Consider the following 17654-nt stretch of genomic DNA (forward strand, 5'->3'; position numbering starts at 1 on the left):
GGATCAGAACTGGCCGCGCAGGGTCAGCATCACATTGCGCGGATCGCCGTAGTGGCTGCTGTTCACCAGATTGCCTGCCGTGGTGTAGTAGTGCTTGTCGAACATGTTGTTGAAGTTCAGCGAAGCCTGCCACTGGCGGTTGATCTGGTAGCGCACATAGCTGTTCCACACGGCCCGTCCGCCGGTGGTGATGCGCACCGTACCCACCTTGCGGTAGGCCGCGCTCTGGGCATCCACCCCGCCGCCGAGGGTGAAGGCGCTCCAGGCGCCGGGCAGCTGGTAGGTGCTCCAGACACGCAGCATGTGCTTGGGGGTGTAGGTGTTGAAGTCCTGGCCCTGGTTGTTGATGTCGCGTGCGTAGGTGTTGCGGTTGAAGGTGTAGCCGGCAAACAGGTTCCAGCCCCGGTTCAGCTCGCCGCTGATCTCGGCATCGAAGCCCTGGCTGCGCACGCGGCCCGCGTCGCTGTAGCAGTAGTAACCGTCGCGGCAGTCGGGCCCTGAGGCAATGTCCTCGGTGGCGCGGTTCTTCTGGTCCACGCGGTACAGGGCCAGCGAGGTGTTGGCGCGGCCGCCGAACAGCTCGCCCTTGAGGCCGACCTCATAGGTGGAGCCCACGATGGGCTTGAGGTTCTGGCCGGCCGCATTCAGCGACCACTGCGGGTTGAAGATGTCGGCATAGCTCACATAGGCCGACCAGCCGGGGCTGAGCGCATAGATGGCGCCCGCAAACGGCATGAAGCGCGTGTTGTCCTGGTGCGTGACCGAGGCCCTGACCGCGCCGGCCGTGGTGGTGATCGTGTCCCAGTCGGTCTTGTAGGAGGCCATGCGGCCCCCGAGCACCAGCTTCAGCGGCTCGCTGAGCTGCAGGCGCAGCGCGCCATAGGCGCCCAGCTGGCGGGTCTTGCCTATGGTTCTTTCGGTGTTCGCATAGCGCAGCTGTGCGTTGCTGGGCTCGGGCGTGAAGGGGTTGGGGGCAAAGACATCGATGGGGCTGGGCGGGGTCATGGAGCTGTAGTCGCTGGTGGCCCGGGTCCGGTTGTAGCTGGCGCCCAGCACCAGCTCATGCTGGCGGCCCAGGGCGTCGAACTCCCCGCTCAGATAGGCATCCAGGCCCGAGGCCTTCTGGTCGGCCTGGGTCAGATTGGCCACGGTGCCGCCCAGGCCCGTGGCCGCTGCAACGGCCCGCTGGGAAGAGGCGTACTTCATGTCCAGCTCTTCCTTCACATGAATCGCCGAGACCTTGGCGCGCCAGCGTTCGTTGAACTGGTGCGACAGGTCGGCGTACAAGCTCGTGTTGTCGTTGTCCTGGTGGTTCCAGGCAGCGCCCAGAAAGGTGGAACGCTGCAGGCCGATGTCGCGGCCATCGCTGTAGCGCGGCAGGCCCGAGATGAAGGGCCGGCCCTTGAAGCTCTCGTAGCTGGCGCCGATGTTGAGCTGGGTCTGGGCCGAGAGATCGTATTCCAGCGTGCCGTACAGCGTGGAGTTGCGCTGGTTCACGTAGTCGATGAAGGAGTGGCCGTCTTCCACATCCAGCACGGCACGGCCGCGCAGCGTGCCCTCGGCATTCAGTGCGCCGCTGCCATCCACCTGCGCGCCATAGCGGTCCCAGGAGCCGGCCTTGGCCGTGACGCTGACGCCGCCCTCCTTGAGCGGGCGCTTGCGCGCCAGGTTGACGGTGCCGCTGGGGTCGCCGCCGCCCTGCAGCAGGCCGGTGGAGCCGCGCAGGATTTCCGCGCGGTCGTAGATGGCGGTGCCGCCCGCGTAGTTGTTGGCGCGGCCATAGAGGCGCTGCACATTCACCCCGTCGCACTGCAAGGTGGTGATGTTGAAGCCGCGCGAATAAATGTATTTGCCGCCCTGCGGGCTTTGCAGCAGGGTGATGCCCGTGGTGCTGGCCAGGGCGTCATAGACCGAGCTGCTGTTTTGTTCGTCCATCAGCTGGCGCGTGACCACGCTGATGGACTGGGGAATGTCCTTGAGCGCCTGCTCGCCCTTGCCCACGCTCACGGCGCGGGCTGTGTAGCTGCCGGTCTGCTCGGTGGTGGCGCTGGGCGCGGCGGCGGCCGTCACCCGGACTTCGCCCAGAACCGGGCCATCGGCCGAGACCGTGCGTGCGGCAGGCGGCGCAGGCAGTGCGCGCAGGCCCCAGTTGCCGCTGCCGGTCTGCACCAGCTCCAGCCCGCTGCCTGCGAGCGCGGCGCGTGCCGCCTGTTCGGCGGTGTAGCTGCCCTGTACGGCAGGGGCTGTACGACCACGCACCAGGTTGGCATCGATGCTGATCTGCTGGCCGCTGTCGGCCGCGATCTGGGCCAGGGCATTGCCCAGCGGCTGGGCCGGCAACTGGTAGCTGCGTGTAGCTCCAGTCTGCTGGGCCAGCGCGGGCAGGGTGCAGGCCAGGGCTGTGGCTGCTGCCAGGGCGCGTATCAAGGCGGAGGGAGTATGGGGGGGCATGGCAATCCTCGGATGCGAGATGGGACAAAGCTGTTCCGAGGCTTGTCGCGTGAGCGCTGAAAAGTGTTCATTTATTTTCGGCGGACGCATGGGGTAAACGGTAGTTGCTATTTTATTGATAGCTGAAAGCGCTTGTCAGAAGGGCGCTTGCGGCGGATATGGCGTGAATTTACAGGCCGCATGCCCGGGTCACTCAATGCGTACCAGCCAGCCGTAGCTGCGCACCTCGATGGGCAGGGTCTCGGCCAGGGCCGCGAGCGCGCGCTCGGTATCGTCCAGCGAATAGCTGCCATAGACGCGCAGTGCGGCTGCGCGTGGAGAGATCTGGATCCAGCCCTTGCGGTAGGCGCGCAGCGCGTCCACGACCTCGCCCAGCGGGCGGTCGTTGACCTGCAGCAGACCGCGCCGCCAGGCGCTGGCGGCCAGGGGCCGGGCGTCGTCGGCCTCCATGCCCCGGGGGCCGAAGCGTATGGCCTGGTCCTGGTCGAGGCGCATGCGCTCGCCATTGGCCGCCGTGACCTCGCTGCGATGTTCGAGCATGCCCACATAGCTGCTGGACTCGTTCTTGCTGACGACAAAGCGCGTGCCCAGCGCGCGCACCTGACCGTGCGTGGTGCGCACGATGAAGGGCCGACCCTGGTGCTCGCTGGCGGGCGCGGCTTCGGCGATCAGCGCGCCCTGGCGCAGGATGATGCAGCGCTGGCTGGCGCTGAAGTCGATGTCGGCCGCCGAGCGTGCGGACAGGGTCAGCAGGCTGCCGTCGGGCAGCGTGAAGCTGCGCCTCTCGCCCGTGGGGGTGCGCAGGTCGGCCGCGAGCTGGGTCAGCGGCACATGGCGTTCGGCCGTGAGCAAGGCCGCGCCGGTGGTGATGCCGCCCAGGGCGAGAGCGCCGCGCAGCAGGCGGCGGCGCGCGCGCACCTGGGTTTCGGCCCGGACCAGGGCCTCGCCCAAGGCGCTGGCGGAGCGGCTGCGCCCGGCGGCGGCGCGGGCCGGCCCCAGGGCCTGGGTCAGCGGTCCGGCCAGGCTCTCCCAGGCCGCGCGGTGGCCGGGCCGGGCCAGCCAGGCCTCGAAGCCCGCACGCTCGGCCTCGGTCACGCTGCCGGAATTGAGCGTCACCAGCCAGTCCAGCGCGGCGTCGGCAAGCCCCTCGGGTGTGCTGCGGCTCATGGCCCGGGCCTGGCAAGGCCCGCATCCTGGTGGGCCAGCGCCACCGCAATGCGGCGAAAGCCCTCGGCCATGTGGCGGCGCACCGTGCTGTGCGAGATGCCCAGCCGCTCGGCAATGAGCGGATAGGTCAGGCCTTCGATCTGGCTCATCACAAAGGTCTGGCGGGCCTTGAGCGGCAGGCCGTCCAGCGCCCGGGCGATGTACTCCAGCGTTTCCAGCAGCAGGGCTCGGTCTTCGGGCGATGGCGCCAGCTCCTGCGGGCATTGGGCCAGGGCTTCCAGGTAGGCACGCTCCAGCTCGCGCCTGCGCCACTGCGTGAACAGCAGGCGCTTGGCAATCGTGGTGAGAAAGGCGCGCGGCTCCTCCACGCGGGTGGGCTGGCGGGCGGCGAGCACATGCACAAAGGTTTCCGAGGCCAGGTCCTGGGCTTCGGCACGGTTGCGCAGCCGCGCCTGCAGCCGGGACAGCAGCCAGGCATGGTGGCCGACATAAAGCTGCCGGGCCTGCTCCAGGGGGTCGAAGGGCGTGCTGCGCATGAACGACATGGGGGTGAGTGAATGAGAATTATTGTTATTCTAGGCGGGCAAGGATTCCATGGCCGTGCGCCGGCCTGTTCCGCAGGGCCTGGGGCGTGCACGTAAAATCCCGCGATGCTCTCCGTCAAACAGGAATTGCTCGCAGCTCTGGCTGCCGAGCTCGAAACACTCTCGCCCGGCGCCGGCGCGCGCGCGGCCTTTGAATCTCCCAAGGTGGCGGCCCATGGCGACTTCGCCTGCACGGCGGCCATGCAACTGGCCAAGCCCCTGAAGCTCAACCCGCGTGCGCTGGGCGAGCAACTCAAGGCCGCGCTGGAGGCCGCGCCGGCCTACCAGCGCTGGGTGGAGGCGATCGAGATCGCGGGCCCGGGCTTTCTCAACATCCGCCTCAAGCCCGAGGCCAAGCAGCAAATCGTGCGCGAAGTGCTGGAGCAGGGCGCGCAGTTCGGCTTTCAGCCCGAACGCGGGGAGAAAATCCTGGTCGAGTTCGTCTCGGCCAATCCCACGGGCCCCTTGCACGTGGGCCATGGCCGCCAGGCAGCCCTGGGCGACGCCATCTGCAACCTCTACGCCACCCAGGGCTGGAGCGTGCACCGCGAGTTCTATTACAACGACGCGGGCGTGCAGATCGACACCCTGACCAAGAGCACCCAGCTGCGCGCCAAGGGCTTCAAGCCCGGTGACGACTGCTGGCCTACCGACAGCGACAACCCGCTGGCCAAGAACTTCTACAACGGCGACTACATCCAGGACATTGCCGACGCCTTCCTGGCCAGGGCCACGGTCAAGGCCGATGACCGCGAATTCACGGCCAATGGCGATGTGGATGACTACGACAACATCCGCCAGTTTGCCGTGGCCTATCTGCGCAACGAGCAGGACAAGGACCTGCTGGCCTTCGATCTGCGCTTCGATCAGTACTACCTTGAATCCAGCCTCTACACCGACGGCCATGTCGAGGACACGGTCCAGCGCCTGATTGCCAACGGCAAGACCTATGAGCAGGACGGCGCGCTGTGGCTCAGGTCCACTGACTACGGCGACGACAAGGACCGCGTGATGCGCAAGAAGGACGGTGGCTACACCTACTTCGTGCCCGATGTGGCCTATCACATACAGAAGTTCAAGCGCGGCTTCACCAAGGTCGTGAACATCCAGGGCACGGACCACCACGGCACGATTGCGCGCGTGCGCGCGGGCCTGCAGGCCGCCGAAGTCGGCATTCCTGCGGGCTACCCCGACTATGTGCTGCACACCATGGTGCGCGTGGTGAAGAACGGCGAGGAAGTGAAGATCAGCAAGCGCGCGGGCTCCTATGTGACGCTGCGTGATCTGATCGAATGGACCAGCAAGGATGCGGTGCGCTTCTTTCTGCTGTCGCGCAAACCCGACACCGAATACACCTTCGATGTGGACCTGGCCGTGGCCCAGAACAACGACAACCCCGTGTACTACGTGCAGTACGCGCATGCACGCATCTGCTCGGTGCTCGCGGCCTGGGGCGGCGAAGCAGGCTCCCTCGGACGCGTGGACCTGTCGGCCCTGCAGGGCAAGGAGGCTCAGGCCCTGATGCTGGAGCTGGCCAAGTACCCAGCCATGCTGAGCGCGGCTGCGGCCGGCAACGCCCCGCACGATGTGAGCTTTTACCTGCGCGACCTGGCCTCGCTCTACCACAGCTATTACGACGCCGAGCGCATTCTGGTGGATGACGAGCCGGTCAAGCTGGCGCGTCTGGCCTTGATCTCGGCCACGGCCCAGGTGCTGCACAATGGCCTGGCGGTGCTGGGCGTGTCGGCCCCGGCCCGTATGTAAACCGGACATGATTCGACCTATGAAGACCCATCAACGCGGCGGCACGATGCTTGGCCTGATCTTTGGTGCCATCATCGGATTGGCGGCGGCTCTGGCCGTGGCCATTTATGTGACCAAGGTGCCCGTGCCCTTTCTGACCAAGGGCGGCAGGCTTGCGGCCCAGGATGCGGCCGAGGAGCAACGCAACAAGAACTGGGACCCGAATGCGCCGCTGCAGGGAAGAAATCCTGCTCCGCCGCCCGTGGCCGCAACCCCCAACCTGCCTGAAACCGGCACCGGCACCAGCCAGCCTCCGGCCGTGGCCGGCGGCGTCACGCTGCCGCCGGCGCCCGCTGGCGTGGAGCCGCCCAAGCCTGGCACCACACCCGGTGCCACACCTGGCTCCAGCGCCGATCCCCTGGGCGACCTGGCCCGGGCCCGCGTGGCGGCTGCGGACAAGGCCGAGAAGGCCGAAGCCGCATTCAACTACTTCGTGCAGGCCGGTGCCTTTCGCAGCCAGGGCGACGCCGACGCCCAGCGCGCCAAGCTGGCCATGCTGGGCTGGGAGGCCCGGGTCAGTGAGCGTGAGCAAAACGGGATCACCATCTTTCGCGTGCGCGTAGGCCCGTTCAGCCGGCGCGATGATGCCGAGCAGCTCAAGCAGCGGCTCGACAGCGCGGGCGTGGAGTCCACCCTGGTGCGTGCGGCGAAATAAGGTGACCCCGGTGCGGCTTGCGCGGCTTCCCCTGGAGGGCGGCCGCATCCTCGCAGCCCAGGGTCTTGAGCTGCGCCGGCCCTTGAGGCTGCAAGACCTGCTTGCGGGAGTGGGCGCCAGGCGCCGGTTGAACTTTTGAGCGGCTGGTGTTTCAGATAGTGCAAAACTACGAGGAGTTTGTTGTGATGGATCGTCGTGACTTTTCCCTGGCTGCGTCTGCGGCCGCCGTTGGCGCCCTGGCGCTGCCCTCCGCTGCCTGGGCCCAGGGTGGCGCGCAGGAAGGCAAGGACTATGTAAAGCTGGCCAAGCCGGCTCCGACCAGCGCTGCCCCCGGCAAGGTCGAGATCGTGGAGTTCTTCTGGTACAGCTGCCCGCACTGCTTTTCCTTCGAGCCCGAGTTCTCGGCCTGGAAAAAGACCGCGCCCGCCGATGTGGTCGTGCAGCGCGTGCCCGTGGCCTTCAATGCCAGCTTCATTCCCCAGCAGAAGATCTACTTCGCGCTGGAAACGCTGAACCTGCTGGACACCATGCATGTGCGCGTGTTCCAGGCGATCCACGTGGAGCGCAACCGGCTCAACAAGGATGAGGAGATCTTTGCCTGGATGGGCAAGCAGGGCGTGGATGTTGCAAAGTTCAAGGACGCTTACAACTCGTTCAGCGTGGCCAACCAGGTGCGCAAGGCCAGCCAGTTGCAGCAGGCCTATGATGTGGAAGGCGTGCCCGCCATGGGCGTGGCCGGCCGCTACTACACCGACGGCCCCCGGGCCGGCAGCATGACCAAGGTGCTGCGCGTGGTGGACCAGCTGATCGCCGCTTCGCGAAAGGCTTGAGGTCTTTCAGGCTGTCCCGGCTTCGGGTGCGCAGCATCTGGATGACGGATAGGTCAACGGCCCGCCTCGTGCGGGCCTTTTCGTTCCCGTGGGGCTCGGATCGGGCCGCAAGGACTCGCCCTACAATGGATGCAAGAAACGTGCCCTCCATGAACCAACGACTTTTCTCCCATTTGCTGGCCGCCGCCCTGGCGGCCTTTGCCGGTCAGGCCCTGGCCGAAAAAGCCGACAGCTCCAAGCCCATGAACATCGAGGCCGATGCGCTGCGCCATGACGAGCTGCGCCAGACCAGTGTGTTCACAGGCAATGTGGTCATGACCAAGGGCACCATCGTGCTGCGCGGCGCCCAGCTCGACGTGCGCCAGGACCCCGAGGGCTACCAGTACGGCGTGGTCACGGCGGCCCAGGGCAAGCGTGCGTTCTTCCGGCAAAAGCGCGACACCCAGCCGGGTCAGCCCGAGGAGTTCGTCGAGGGCGAGGGCGAGGTCATCGAGTACGACGGCAAGTCGGATCTCGTGAAGTTCATCCGCCGTGGCGAGCTGCGGCGTTACCGGGGCGCCCAGCTCAGCGACGAGATCACGGGCTCGGTCATCGTCTACAACAACATCACCGACGTGTTCACCGTGGACGGGCAAAAGACCAGTGGTGGTCAGCCCAGCTCCAGCGTGGGCCAGGACGGCCGCGTGCGTGCCGTGCTCGCGCCCAAGGATGGCACGCCGGGCGCCAAGCCCAAGGCCGAGGTGCCTGCAGCGCCGCTCAAGCCCAGCGGCGGTCTGAACAGTCTGGGCGGGGGCCGTCCATGACACGCACCGAGGGCGGCGAGCAAAGCCGGCTGCAGGCCAAGCATCTGGCCAAGTCCTACGGCAGCCGCAAGGTGGTCAAGGACGTGTCCCTGTCGGTGGAGAAGGGCGAGGTCGTGGGCCTGCTGGGGCCCAACGGCGCGGGCAAGACCACCTCGTTCTACATGATCGTGGGCCTGGTGCGCAGCGACGGCGGCGAGATCTTCATCGACGGCCAGAGCGTGGGCGAGATGCCGATCCACCAGCGCTCGCGCCTGGGCCTGTCGTATCTGCCCCAAGAGGCCTCGATCTTTCGCAAGCTCAGCGTGGAAGACAATGTGCGCGCCGTGCTGGAGCTGCAAAAGGACGAGCACGGCAAGCCGCTGACGCGCGACGAGATCGAAAAACGCCTCTCGGCCCTGCTGCAGGAGCTGCGCGTGGAGCATTTGCGCGCCTCGCCTGCGCTGGCGCTGTCGGGCGGCGAGCGCCGGCGCGTGGAGATTGCGCGCGCCCTGGCCACGCAGCCGCGCTTCATTTTGCTGGATGAGCCTTTCGCGGGGATCGACCCGATTGCCGTCATCGAGATCCAGCGCATCATCGGCTTTCTCAAGGCGCGCGGCATCGGCGTGCTGATCACCGATCACAACGTGCGCGAGACCCTGGGCATTTGCGACCACGCCTTCATCATCAGCGATGGCCATGTGCTGGCCCAGGGCACGCCCGAGGAAATCGTTGCCAACCCCGAGGTGCGTCGCGTCTATCTGGGCGAGCACTTCAGAATGTAATGCCGTTCATGTCCATCACTTTGCGTCCCTGGGCGCGCCGGTCCGCAGGCCGGGGTGCCGTACGCACAGGAGGTCCCTGCCGATGAAGCCCGGCCTGTCGCTGCGCGTCTCCCAGCACCTGTCGCTCACACCCCAGCTGCAGCAGTCGATACAGCTGCTGCAACTGTCCACGCTGGAGCTGGCCCAGGAGGTCGAGCAGATGCTGGGCGACAACCCGTTCCTGGAGCGCGAGGGCGACGAGGCCGAGGGCGCCGAGTCCGCTGCGGGGGGTGCTATCGAAACAGGTGCTGGCAGCGCAGAGCTCTCCTCAAATTCCTCCATATCCAAGGCTGAAGCTGGCTCGGATCAAGCGCTAGCCGCTCCTGAATGGGAAGCGGCCGCCGAACCCGCCGTCACGGGCGCGGCCGAGTCGCTGAGCTGGGAGGGCGAGGACCAGGGCGCAGCGGGCGGCGAGGAAAGCTGGGAAGGTCTGGGCGCCTCGGACTGGAGCGCGGGCGGCAGCGGCAAGGGCCAGGACGGCGATGACGGCGTCGATGCCATCGATCTTGCGCGCAGCGGTGAAAGCCTGACCGAGCATCTGCACAGACAGGCCCTGAGCCTGAGGCTAGACGAGCTCGACCGCGCGGCGCTGCGCTTTCTCATCGAAAACCTCAACGACGACGGCTATCTCGAAGACAGTCTGCCCGAGCTGGCCCAGGGCCTGGCCGGCGAGGATTTCGAAGCGCTGGAGGAGCTGGTTCACCGCTTCACCGTGGCCCTGGGCCTGCTGCAAAGCCTGGAGCCCGTGGGCGTGGGCGCGCGCAACATGGCCGAATGCCTGAGGCTGCAACTGCGCGAGCGCCTGGCCCAGGGCGAGCGCGACGGCCTGGACGAAGAGGCGCAGCAACTGCTGCGCCTGGCGCTGCTGCTGTGCGACCAGCCCATGGAGCTGATTGCGCGGCGCGACCTGCGCAAGCTGGTCAGCCTCTGCGGCGAGCGCGAGGAAAAGCTGCGCCTGGCGCTGGCGCTGATCGCGCGCCTGGAGCCCTGCCCGGGCCGGCGCTTTGCCGACGTGCAGCGCCAGATCGTGGTGCCCGACGTCATCGTGCGCCCGGTGCGCAGCCAGGCGGGGCGCATGGAGTTCCAGGCTCAGCTCAACCCCGAGGTCATGCCGCGCCTGCGCGTGCACGATGTGTATGCGAGCGCCTTGCGCGGGCACCGCGGCAGCCAGGGCCATGCGGCGCTGCAGCAGCGGCTGCAGGAGGCGCGCTGGTTCATCAAGAACATACAGCAGCGCTTCGACACCATCCTGCGGGTCTCGCAGGCCATCGTCGAGCGCCAGAAAAACTTCTTCGTGCACGGCGAGCTCGCCATGCGGCCCCTGGTGCTGCGCGACATCGCCGACGAGCTGGGCCTGCACGAATCCACGATCAGCCGCGTGACCACGGCCAAGTACATGGCCACGCCCCAGGGCACCTTCGAGCTCAAGTACTTCTTCGGCTCGGGCCTGGGCACGGAGACCGGCGGCAATGCCTCCAGCACGGCGGTGCGTGCGCTGATCCGGCAGTTCGTCGCGGCCGAGAACCCGAAGAAGCCGCTGTCCGACAACCAGCTCGCCGACATGCTCAAGGAGCAGGGCATAGAGTGCGCGCGCCGCACCGTGGCCAAGTACCGCGAGCAGCTCAAGATCGCCCCGACCACGCTGCGCAAGGCGCTTTGAGTGCCTTGTTTTCAGGAGCTGGTAGCGCCTGTCAATAAACGGTTTCAGGCATAAAAGGTGCTGAAATCAAGATGGGGCAAGCGGTAGCTGCTCTTGTTTTGATGACTCAAGCCCTGACCGGCCTTTTATCGCCGCCGTGGGCGCGCGCACCCCGTCCAGCCAGCGCATAAGAGGCCTGGCAGGCGCGCTTATCGGGCTTTCTGCGCGGGGTCCGGATTCGACAATGACGATTCATCCACGTCATTGCGCCATGGAATCCAGTCAAGACAAGAACCTGCCCGCCACCGAACGCAAGCTGCAGAAAACGCGTGCCGACGGCCAGGGCGCGCGCTCGCGCGATCTGTCGCATCTGGCGGTGCTGGGCACGGGGGCCTTGCTGCTGCTGATGTTCTCGCCAAGCCTGGTCGCACACCTGCGCCAGGCGCTGGCGCGGCAGCTGGTCTTTGATGCCGGCGTGCTCAAGGTGCCGGCCCAGATGCTGGAGCGCCTGCAGCTCATGAGCGCCACGGGCCTGGTGATCGCGCTGCTGTTCGCCTTCGTCACCACGGGCGCCTCGCTGCTGGCCGGCGTGCTCGCGGGCGGCTGGATCTTCAGCTTCAAGCCCGTCAAGCCGCAGTGGAGCCGGCTGAGCCCGCTCAAGGGCCTGGGCAATCTTTTCTCCAAGCAGCAGCTGGTGACCGTGGTCAAGATGGTCTTGATGGCCGCCTTGCTGGGCCTGGTGGCCTGGAAGTTCCTGGTGGCGCGCATGGGCGAGATCAGCGCCATCTCGGCCCAGCCCTCGCCCATGGCCCTGGGCCTGGCCGGCCAATGGCTGGTCAGCGGCCTGGGCCTGCTGCTGCTGGTGGTGCTGCTGGTGGCGGTGATCGATGTGCCGCTGCAGGCCTATCTGTTCAAGTCCCGGCTCAAGATGAGCCACGAAGAGGTCAAGCAGGAGCACAAGGAATCCGACGGCAACCCGCAGATCAAGGGCCGGCTGCGCCAGAAGCAGCGCGAGATCGCCGACCGCGCGAGTGTCAACGCCGTGCCGCGTGCCGACTTCGTGCTCGTCAACCCCAGCCACTACTCGGTGGCCCTGCGCTACGACGAGCAAAGCATGGCCGCGCCCCAGGTCGTGGCCAAGGGCACGGATCTCGTGGCCTTCAAGATCCGCGAGGTCGCCAGGGCCCATGAGATTCCCGTGCTCGAATCGCCGATGCTGGCGCGCGCGCTCTATGCGCACGCCGACCTGGACCAGCCGATTCCCACGGCCCTGTACACGGCCGTGGCCCAGGTGCTGGCCTACGTCTACCGGCTCAAGGCCGCCCTGCGCGGCCAGGGCCCCATGCCCGGCGCCTTGGGCGAGGCCGCCGTGCCCGTGGAGCTCGATCCCCTGCACGGTCGCCAGCCGCCGCCTGAAGCAGAGCCGCGGCCATGAGAGTCGCGGCCCTGCTTTCCTCCTGGTCGGGCGAGCGCGCGCGGCTGGCCCAGGGCCTGATGGCGCCCCTGCTGGTGGTCGCCATCCTGGCGCTCATGGTGCTGCCGATTCCGCCCTGGCTGCTGGATACCTTCTTCACCTTCAACATCGCCGTGGCCTTGATGGTCATGATGGTCGCCGCCTATATGCTGCGGCCGCTGGACTTCGCGGCCTTTCCCACGGTGCTGCTGCTGACCACGCTGATGCGCCTGTCGCTGAACGTGGCCTCCACGCGCGTGGTGCTGCTCGAAGGCCATACGGGCCCGGGTGCGGCCGGCGCCGTGATCGAGGCCTTCGGCCACTTCCTGATCGGCGGCAATTTCGCCGTGGGCCTGATCGTGTTCGCGATTCTCGTGGTCATCAACTTCGTGGTCATCACCAAGGGCGCGGAGCGCATTGCCGAAGTCTCGGCGCGCTTCACGCTGGATGCCATGCCCGGCAAGCAGATGGCCGTGGATGCCGACCTCAACGCCGGCCTCATCGACGAGACCGAGGCCAAGCGCCGCCGCGCCGAAGTCCAGGAGGAGGCGAACTTCTTCGGCTCCATGGACGGTGCGAGCAAGTTCGTGCGTGGCGATGCGATCGCCGGCATCATGATTTTGCTGATCAACATCATCGGCGGCTTTGCGATCGGCATGGCGCAGCACGGGCTGTCGGCGGGGCAGGCGGCCGACAGCTACATCCTGCTGGCCGTGGGCGATGCGCTGGTGGCCCAGATTCCGGGCCTGCTGATCTCCGTGGCCGCCGCGATGGTGATCTCGCGCGTGGGCAAGGACACGGACATGGGCCGGCAGATCGCGCAGCAGTTGTTCATGTCGCCCAAGGTGCTGGGCATCACGGCCGCCGTGCTGGCGCTGCTGGGCCTGATTCCGGGCATGCCCCACCTGGTGTTCCTGCTCATGGGCTCGCTGCTGGGCTGGCTGTCCTGGCTGCTGGCGCGCCAGCAGCGCGAGCGCCTGGCCAGCCAGGCCCTGGCGGCAGCGCCGGTCGCGGCCGCGAGCGATGGCGAGGCCAGCTGGGACGACCTGCAGCCCGTGGACCTGCTGGGCCTGGAGCTTGGCTACCGGCTCATCTCCCTGGTGGACAAAAGCCGCCAGGGCGACCTGCTCACGCGCATCAAGGGCGTGCGCCGCAAGTTCGCGCAGGAGGTGGGCTTTCTGCCGCCGGCCGTGCATGTGCGCGACAACCTGGAGCTCAAGCCCAGCGCCTACCGCATCACGCTGCGCGGCGTGATGGTCGGCGAGGGCGAGGCCTTCCCCGGCATGTTCCTGGCGATCAACCCCGGCGGCATCAGCACGCCCCTGATCGGCACGGCCACCACCGACCCGGCCTTCGGCCTGCCGGCCCACTGGATAGACGAACGCCAGAAGGAAGCCGCCCAAATGGCGGGCTTTACGGTGGTTGATTCGGAAACCGTCATGGCCACCCACCTATCACACTTGATGCAAGTGCACGCGGCCAAGCTCCTGTCGCGCACCGAGACCCAGCAACTGGTCGAGCATGTGGCCAAGCTGGCGCCCAAGCTGATCGAGGAAGTCATACCCAAGATGGTGTCGATAACCACCTTCCAGAAAGTGCTGCAGCTGCTGCTAGAGGACTCGGTGCACATCCGCGACATACGCACCATCATCGAGACCCTGGCCGAGAGCTATGCGAGTACCCAGGAGCCCGTGGAGCTGGCACGGCGCGTGCGCATTGCGCTGTCGCCGTCCATCGTGCAGCAGATCTACGGCCCCACGCGCGAGCTGCATGTGATTGCCATCGAGCCCGGCCTGGAGCGCCTGCTGGTCCAGGCGCTGGCCACGCCCGGCGCGCCCTCGCTGGATCCGGGTGTGGCCGAGGTGCTGATGCAAAAGGCCGCCGACATCGCCAACCAGCAGGAAGAGCAGGGCTTTCCCGCCTGCCTGCTGGTGCCCGACTCGATACGCAACGCCATCGCGCGGCTGCTGCGCCGCGTGGCGCCGCGCCTGCAAGTGCTCGCGCACAGCGAGATCCCCGAGACGCACACCATCCGCATAGGCCCGATTCTTAAAGGTGCATCCGCATGAACATCCAACGCTTTTATGCGCCCACCTCGCGCGAGGCCCTGTCCAAGGCGCGCATGGCTTTTGGCGCAAGCACATTAATCCTGTCCAACCGGCCCACGTCCGAGGGCGTGGAAGTCCTGGCCACGACCGAGGACAGCGTGGCCCGGCGCGAGCCAGAGCCCGGCAGCAGCCTGCAAGAGGCCTTGCAGCGCCGTGCGGCCGATGATGTTGCGCCGCTGCGCGCGCCTGCGCGCAGTGCGCTGCCCCATCTGGACGAGCCGGCGGCGGCGCGGCCGGCCGGCACCCAGCAATCGGTGCAGGACGACGTGGCCCAGCTGGCCATGAGCACCCTGTCGTTCCAGGACTATGTGCGCGAGCGCATGCTGCGCCGCCGCAGCCAGGGCTTTCAGGCCGAACAGACGCTGTCCCGGCCGGTGGCACAGCCCCCGCTGCCCACCTTTGCCCAGCGCTCGCGCGGTCTGGGCGAGGCCATGGAGGCGCCGGCTGCGCAGGCGCTTGCGCAAAGCCTGGCACAGGCGGCGCCGGCGATTCTGCGCCACAACCCGCTGCGCTCCTCCGAGCCTTCCTCCACGCGCGCCAGCCCACGGTCTGCGCGCTCGGTACCAGCGCAGGAAGAGGTGCCCACGCTGCTTCCGCAGGGCCTCATCGGCGAGCTGCAGTCCGTGCGCGACCTCATCGAAGAGCGCTTCAACACCCTGACCTGGCTGGGCCAGACGCGGCAAAGCCCGATACAGTCCAGCCTCACGCACAAGCTGATCCGCGCCGGCTACTCGCCCGCACTGTCGCGGGCGCTGATCGAGCATCTGCCCCAGGACCTGCAGGCCGCCGATGCCGTGCGCTGGCTGATGCAGGTGCTGGAGCGCAACCTGCGCTGCGATGCGGGCCAGGAGCCGCTGTTCGAGCAAGGCGGGGTCTATGCGCTGGTCGGCGCCACCGGCGTGGGCAAGACCACGACGGCTGCCAAGCTGGCCGCCCTGTGCGCGGCCAGGCATGGCGCCGCCAGCGTGGGCCTGATCACGCTGGACACTTATCGCATCGGCGCGCACGAGCAACTGCGCACCTATGGCCGCATGCTGGGCATCGTCGCCCACCAGGCGCATGACCAGGCGGCCCTGCAGGATCTGCTGAACCTGCTTGCGGGCAAGAAGCTGGTGCTCATAGACACCACGGGCGTGGCTCCGCGCGACCCGCGCAGAAACGAAATCCTCAACCTGCTCGAGTTGCCGAATCTGCAGAAGCTGCTGGCCGTGAACGCGGCCGGCCAGGGCGAAGCGCTGGACGATGTGATCCAGGCCTTCAAGGCCAGGGGCTCGAACCAGGCGATTCTCACCAAGGTCGACGAGGCCGTGAAGCTCGGCCCTTCGGTGGACACCCTGATCCGCCACCAGATGCAGCTGCGCGGCCTGTGCAGCGGCCAGCGCGTGCCCGAGGACTGGGAGCGTGCCGATGCCGCACAGCTCATACAGGCCTCGATGCGCGCGCCTGCTCGCTCGGCCTTCGATCCCAAGGTGCTGGATCTGGACTTCTTCTTCACTCCCTCGGGTGCACGCGCCTGGGGCGGAGAGTCTCTCCATGCTTGAACACTACTCGTCCATGCACCAGGGGCTGGGCCTGCAGGCCGCAGCCCGGCACCCGGACCAGGGGTTGCAGGTGCTGGCCATGCTGCACGACGCCACGCGTAGCCAGGTCGAGCAGGACCTGCTGTGGCCCGTCTGTGCAAGCCTGCAGCGCCTGGGCCACAGTCTGCTGGTGCTGGATGCGAGCCAGAGCGAAAGTGCGGGTGCACCAGGTCTGCTGCAACTGCTCGATCAGGACTGGTTGCAGGTGCGCGCGGCAGGGCTTGGCCATCAGGCCAGCATGCAGACCGCTGCCGCCGAGGCCGATGCCCTGGGCCCGGTGGCCGTGCTGCCCGCACGCCAGGGGCTGGCGCAACTATCGGTCCGCGCAGGACGCGCCGGCCTGGCGCCCATGGTCTGGCTGCAGCGCTATCTGCGCGGCTATGCACTGGTCATGGTCTATGCCGAGGCCACCCACCTGGCGCGGGCTTTGCAAGGCCTGGTGCTCACGCCGCTGATGGCCTTGCCCGAGGACGGGTGCGATGTGCTGCGCTGCTATCGCCAGCTCAAGCAACTGGCCGCGTCCGGGCTGCGCTGCCTGCTCGCGCCGCTGGAGCCGCAGCCGGCCGAGACCGTGGCCATGCGTTATGACTGGGGCCGCAGCCAAAGCAGTGCCCTCAGCCAGACGCAGGATGCGCGCAAGCGCAGACAGCAGATCCAGGCCTTGTTGCAGTGCGCACAACGCCATCTGGGCCAGGCGCCCAGGCTGATGCCACTGAGGGCCGGTCAGCGTCCCGACCTGCAGCGCCTGACGCTGCATTTGCTCAACCATGCGGGCCGTGTTCCAGCACCCGGCGGCGCGGCCGCAGGCCTTGCTTCGTCCCCCGCAACTTCTGCATGGAGCCATTGAACCCATGTACACAGCCAAAGGCCAACTCGACCGTGATGCCCTGATCCGCCAGCATGTTCCGCTGGTGCGCAGGATTGCGTTGCACATGATCGCCAAGCTGCCACCCAATGTGGAGCTCGACGATCTGATACAGGTTGGCATGATCGGCCTGGCGGAGGCCTTGTCGCGCTTCGAGGTCGAGCACGGCGTGCAGTTCGAGACCTTTGCCAGCCAGCGCATACGCGGCGCCATGCTCGACGAGCTGCGCGGCGGTGACTGGATGAGCCGCAGCTCGCGCAAAAGCCAAAAGGATATAGAGCAGGCACTGCACCGCCTGGAGCAGCGCCTGTGCCGCACGCCGCTGGAGTCCGAGATCGCGGCCGAGCTTGGCCTGGACCTGGACGATTACCAGGCCCTGCTGGGCAAGGTGCGCGGCACCCAGCTGGTCTACCTGGAGGACATGTCCTCGGGCGAGGACAGCGAGGACTTTCTCGACCGCCACGTGGCCGACAGCGGCGCCGACCCCTTTGCGCTGCTGCGCGACCAGCGGTTGCGCCAGGCCCTGGTCCAGGCCATCAAGGCCCTGCCCGAGCGCGAGCAATACATCATGGGCATGTACTACGAGCACGACATGAACCTCAAGGAAATCGCCGCCGTGCTGGGCGTGACCGAGTCGCGCGTCTGCCAGCTGCACAGCCAGGCGATTGCGCGCCTGAGGACCAAGATGCGCGAGCATTGAACCTCTTGAGCTTGGAGCCAAGGGGCTGGGCTGAGGTGGCTGTGGCATGGCATCACCAGGGATACTTGTTTTTTGATAGCTGCAAGCGCTTGCTGGACAAGCGCTTGAGGCCAAAAACACTGTCCATTTTTTAAGGGCGTGAACACGCTCTGAGGGCAATTGCCCGCAGCGCGGGGGCGCGGACAGCAGGGGCTGGTTTGGGGCCCATGGCGGATG

14 protein-coding genes are annotated in these 17654 nt (G+C 67.2%); 11 read left to right on the forward strand and 3 right to left on the reverse strand.

Annotation, left to right across the window (positions count from 1 at the left end; all coding sequences use genetic code 11):
• Window positions 1-3: 3 nt before the first annotated feature.
• The 3 genes from G486_RS23560 to G486_RS0111230 all read right to left on the reverse strand — a co-directional run bounded on the left by G486_RS23560 (window position 4) and on the right by G486_RS0111230 (window position 4163).
• Window positions 4-2451 (reverse strand): TonB-dependent siderophore receptor, encoded by a 2448-nt coding sequence (locus G486_RS23560; protein WP_084455218.1) that lies wholly within the window; start codon window positions 2449-2451, stop codon window positions 4-6.
• A 189-nt stretch (window positions 2452-2640) separates the two neighbouring features.
• Window positions 2641-3618 (reverse strand): FecR domain-containing protein, encoded by a 978-nt coding sequence (locus G486_RS0111225; RefSeq protein ID WP_027015621.1) that lies wholly within the window; start codon window positions 3616-3618, stop codon window positions 2641-2643.
• Window positions 3615-4163: a sigma-70 family RNA polymerase sigma factor gene (locus tag G486_RS0111230; RefSeq protein ID WP_084455220.1), complete on the reverse strand. Its 549-nt coding sequence runs from the start codon at window positions 4161-4163 to the stop codon at window positions 3615-3617. The genes G486_RS0111225 and G486_RS0111230 overlap by 4 nt, the downstream gene beginning before the upstream one ends.
• Before the next feature lie 105 nt (window positions 4164-4268).
• On the opposite strand from G486_RS0111230, the gene argS reads away from it, so the two are divergent.
• The 11 genes from argS to G486_RS0111285 all read left to right on the forward strand — a co-directional run bounded on the left by argS (window position 4269) and on the right by G486_RS0111285 (window position 17438).
• A complete protein-coding gene (gene argS / locus G486_RS0111235) occupies window positions 4269-5966 on the forward strand; it encodes an arginine--tRNA ligase (protein WP_027015623.1) in 1698 nt (565 codons plus the stop codon).
• Between the two features lie 19 nt (window positions 5967-5985).
• Window positions 5986-6660 (forward strand): SPOR domain-containing protein, encoded by a 675-nt coding sequence (locus tag G486_RS0111240; RefSeq protein ID WP_027015624.1) that lies wholly within the window; start codon window positions 5986-5988, stop codon window positions 6658-6660.
• A 185-nt stretch (window positions 6661-6845) separates the two neighbouring features.
• Window positions 6846-7490, forward strand: coding sequence for a thiol:disulfide interchange protein DsbA/DsbL (locus tag G486_RS0111245; RefSeq protein ID WP_027015625.1), 645 nt, complete (start codon window positions 6846-6848; stop codon window positions 7488-7490).
• Window positions 7491-7639: 149 nt separating this feature from the next.
• On the forward strand, window positions 7640-8293 hold the full coding sequence (gene lptA / locus G486_RS0111250; RefSeq protein WP_027015626.1) for a lipopolysaccharide transport periplasmic protein LptA: 654 nt from the start codon (window positions 7640-7642) through the stop codon (window positions 8291-8293).
• Window positions 8290-9054 (forward strand): LPS export ABC transporter ATP-binding protein, encoded by a 765-nt coding sequence (lptB, locus tag G486_RS0111255; protein ID WP_027015627.1) that lies wholly within the window; start codon window positions 8290-8292, stop codon window positions 9052-9054. The genes lptA and lptB overlap by 4 nt, the downstream gene beginning before the upstream one ends.
• 82 nt (window positions 9055-9136) lie before the next feature.
• The gene (rpoN, locus tag G486_RS0111260; RefSeq protein ID WP_027015628.1) at window positions 9137-10753 is read left to right on the forward strand and encodes an RNA polymerase factor sigma-54; all 1617 of its coding nucleotides are present in this window, start codon (window positions 9137-9139) and stop codon (window positions 10751-10753) included.
• Between the two features lie 250 nt (window positions 10754-11003).
• Window positions 11004-12167, forward strand: a complete 1164-nt coding sequence (locus G486_RS0111265) for an EscU/YscU/HrcU family type III secretion system export apparatus switch protein (RefSeq protein ID WP_027015629.1) — start codon at window positions 11004-11006, stop codon at window positions 12165-12167.
• On the forward strand, window positions 12164-14254 hold the full coding sequence (gene flhA, locus G486_RS0111270) for a flagellar biosynthesis protein FlhA (RefSeq protein WP_027015630.1): 2091 nt from the start codon (window positions 12164-12166) through the stop codon (window positions 14252-14254). Before G486_RS0111265 ends, flhA begins: the two co-directional genes overlap by 4 nt.
• A complete protein-coding gene (flhF, locus tag G486_RS0111275) occupies window positions 14251-15834 on the forward strand; it encodes a flagellar biosynthesis protein FlhF (RefSeq protein WP_027015631.1) in 1584 nt (527 codons plus the stop codon). Before flhA ends, flhF begins: the two co-directional genes overlap by 4 nt.
• Window positions 15827-16720: a hypothetical protein gene (locus tag G486_RS0111280; protein ID WP_027015632.1), complete on the forward strand. Its 894-nt coding sequence runs from the start codon at window positions 15827-15829 to the stop codon at window positions 16718-16720. Before flhF ends, G486_RS0111280 begins: the two co-directional genes overlap by 8 nt.
• Before the next feature lie 4 nt (window positions 16721-16724).
• Window positions 16725-17438 (forward strand): RNA polymerase sigma factor FliA, encoded by a 714-nt coding sequence (locus tag G486_RS0111285; RefSeq protein WP_027015633.1) that lies wholly within the window; start codon window positions 16725-16727, stop codon window positions 17436-17438.
• The last annotated feature ends 216 nt before the right edge of the window (window positions 17439-17654 follow it).

Source organism: Comamonas composti DSM 21721 (genome assembly GCF_000429845.1).
Lineage (GTDB): Bacteria > Pseudomonadota > Gammaproteobacteria > Burkholderiales > Burkholderiaceae_C > Comamonas > Comamonas composti.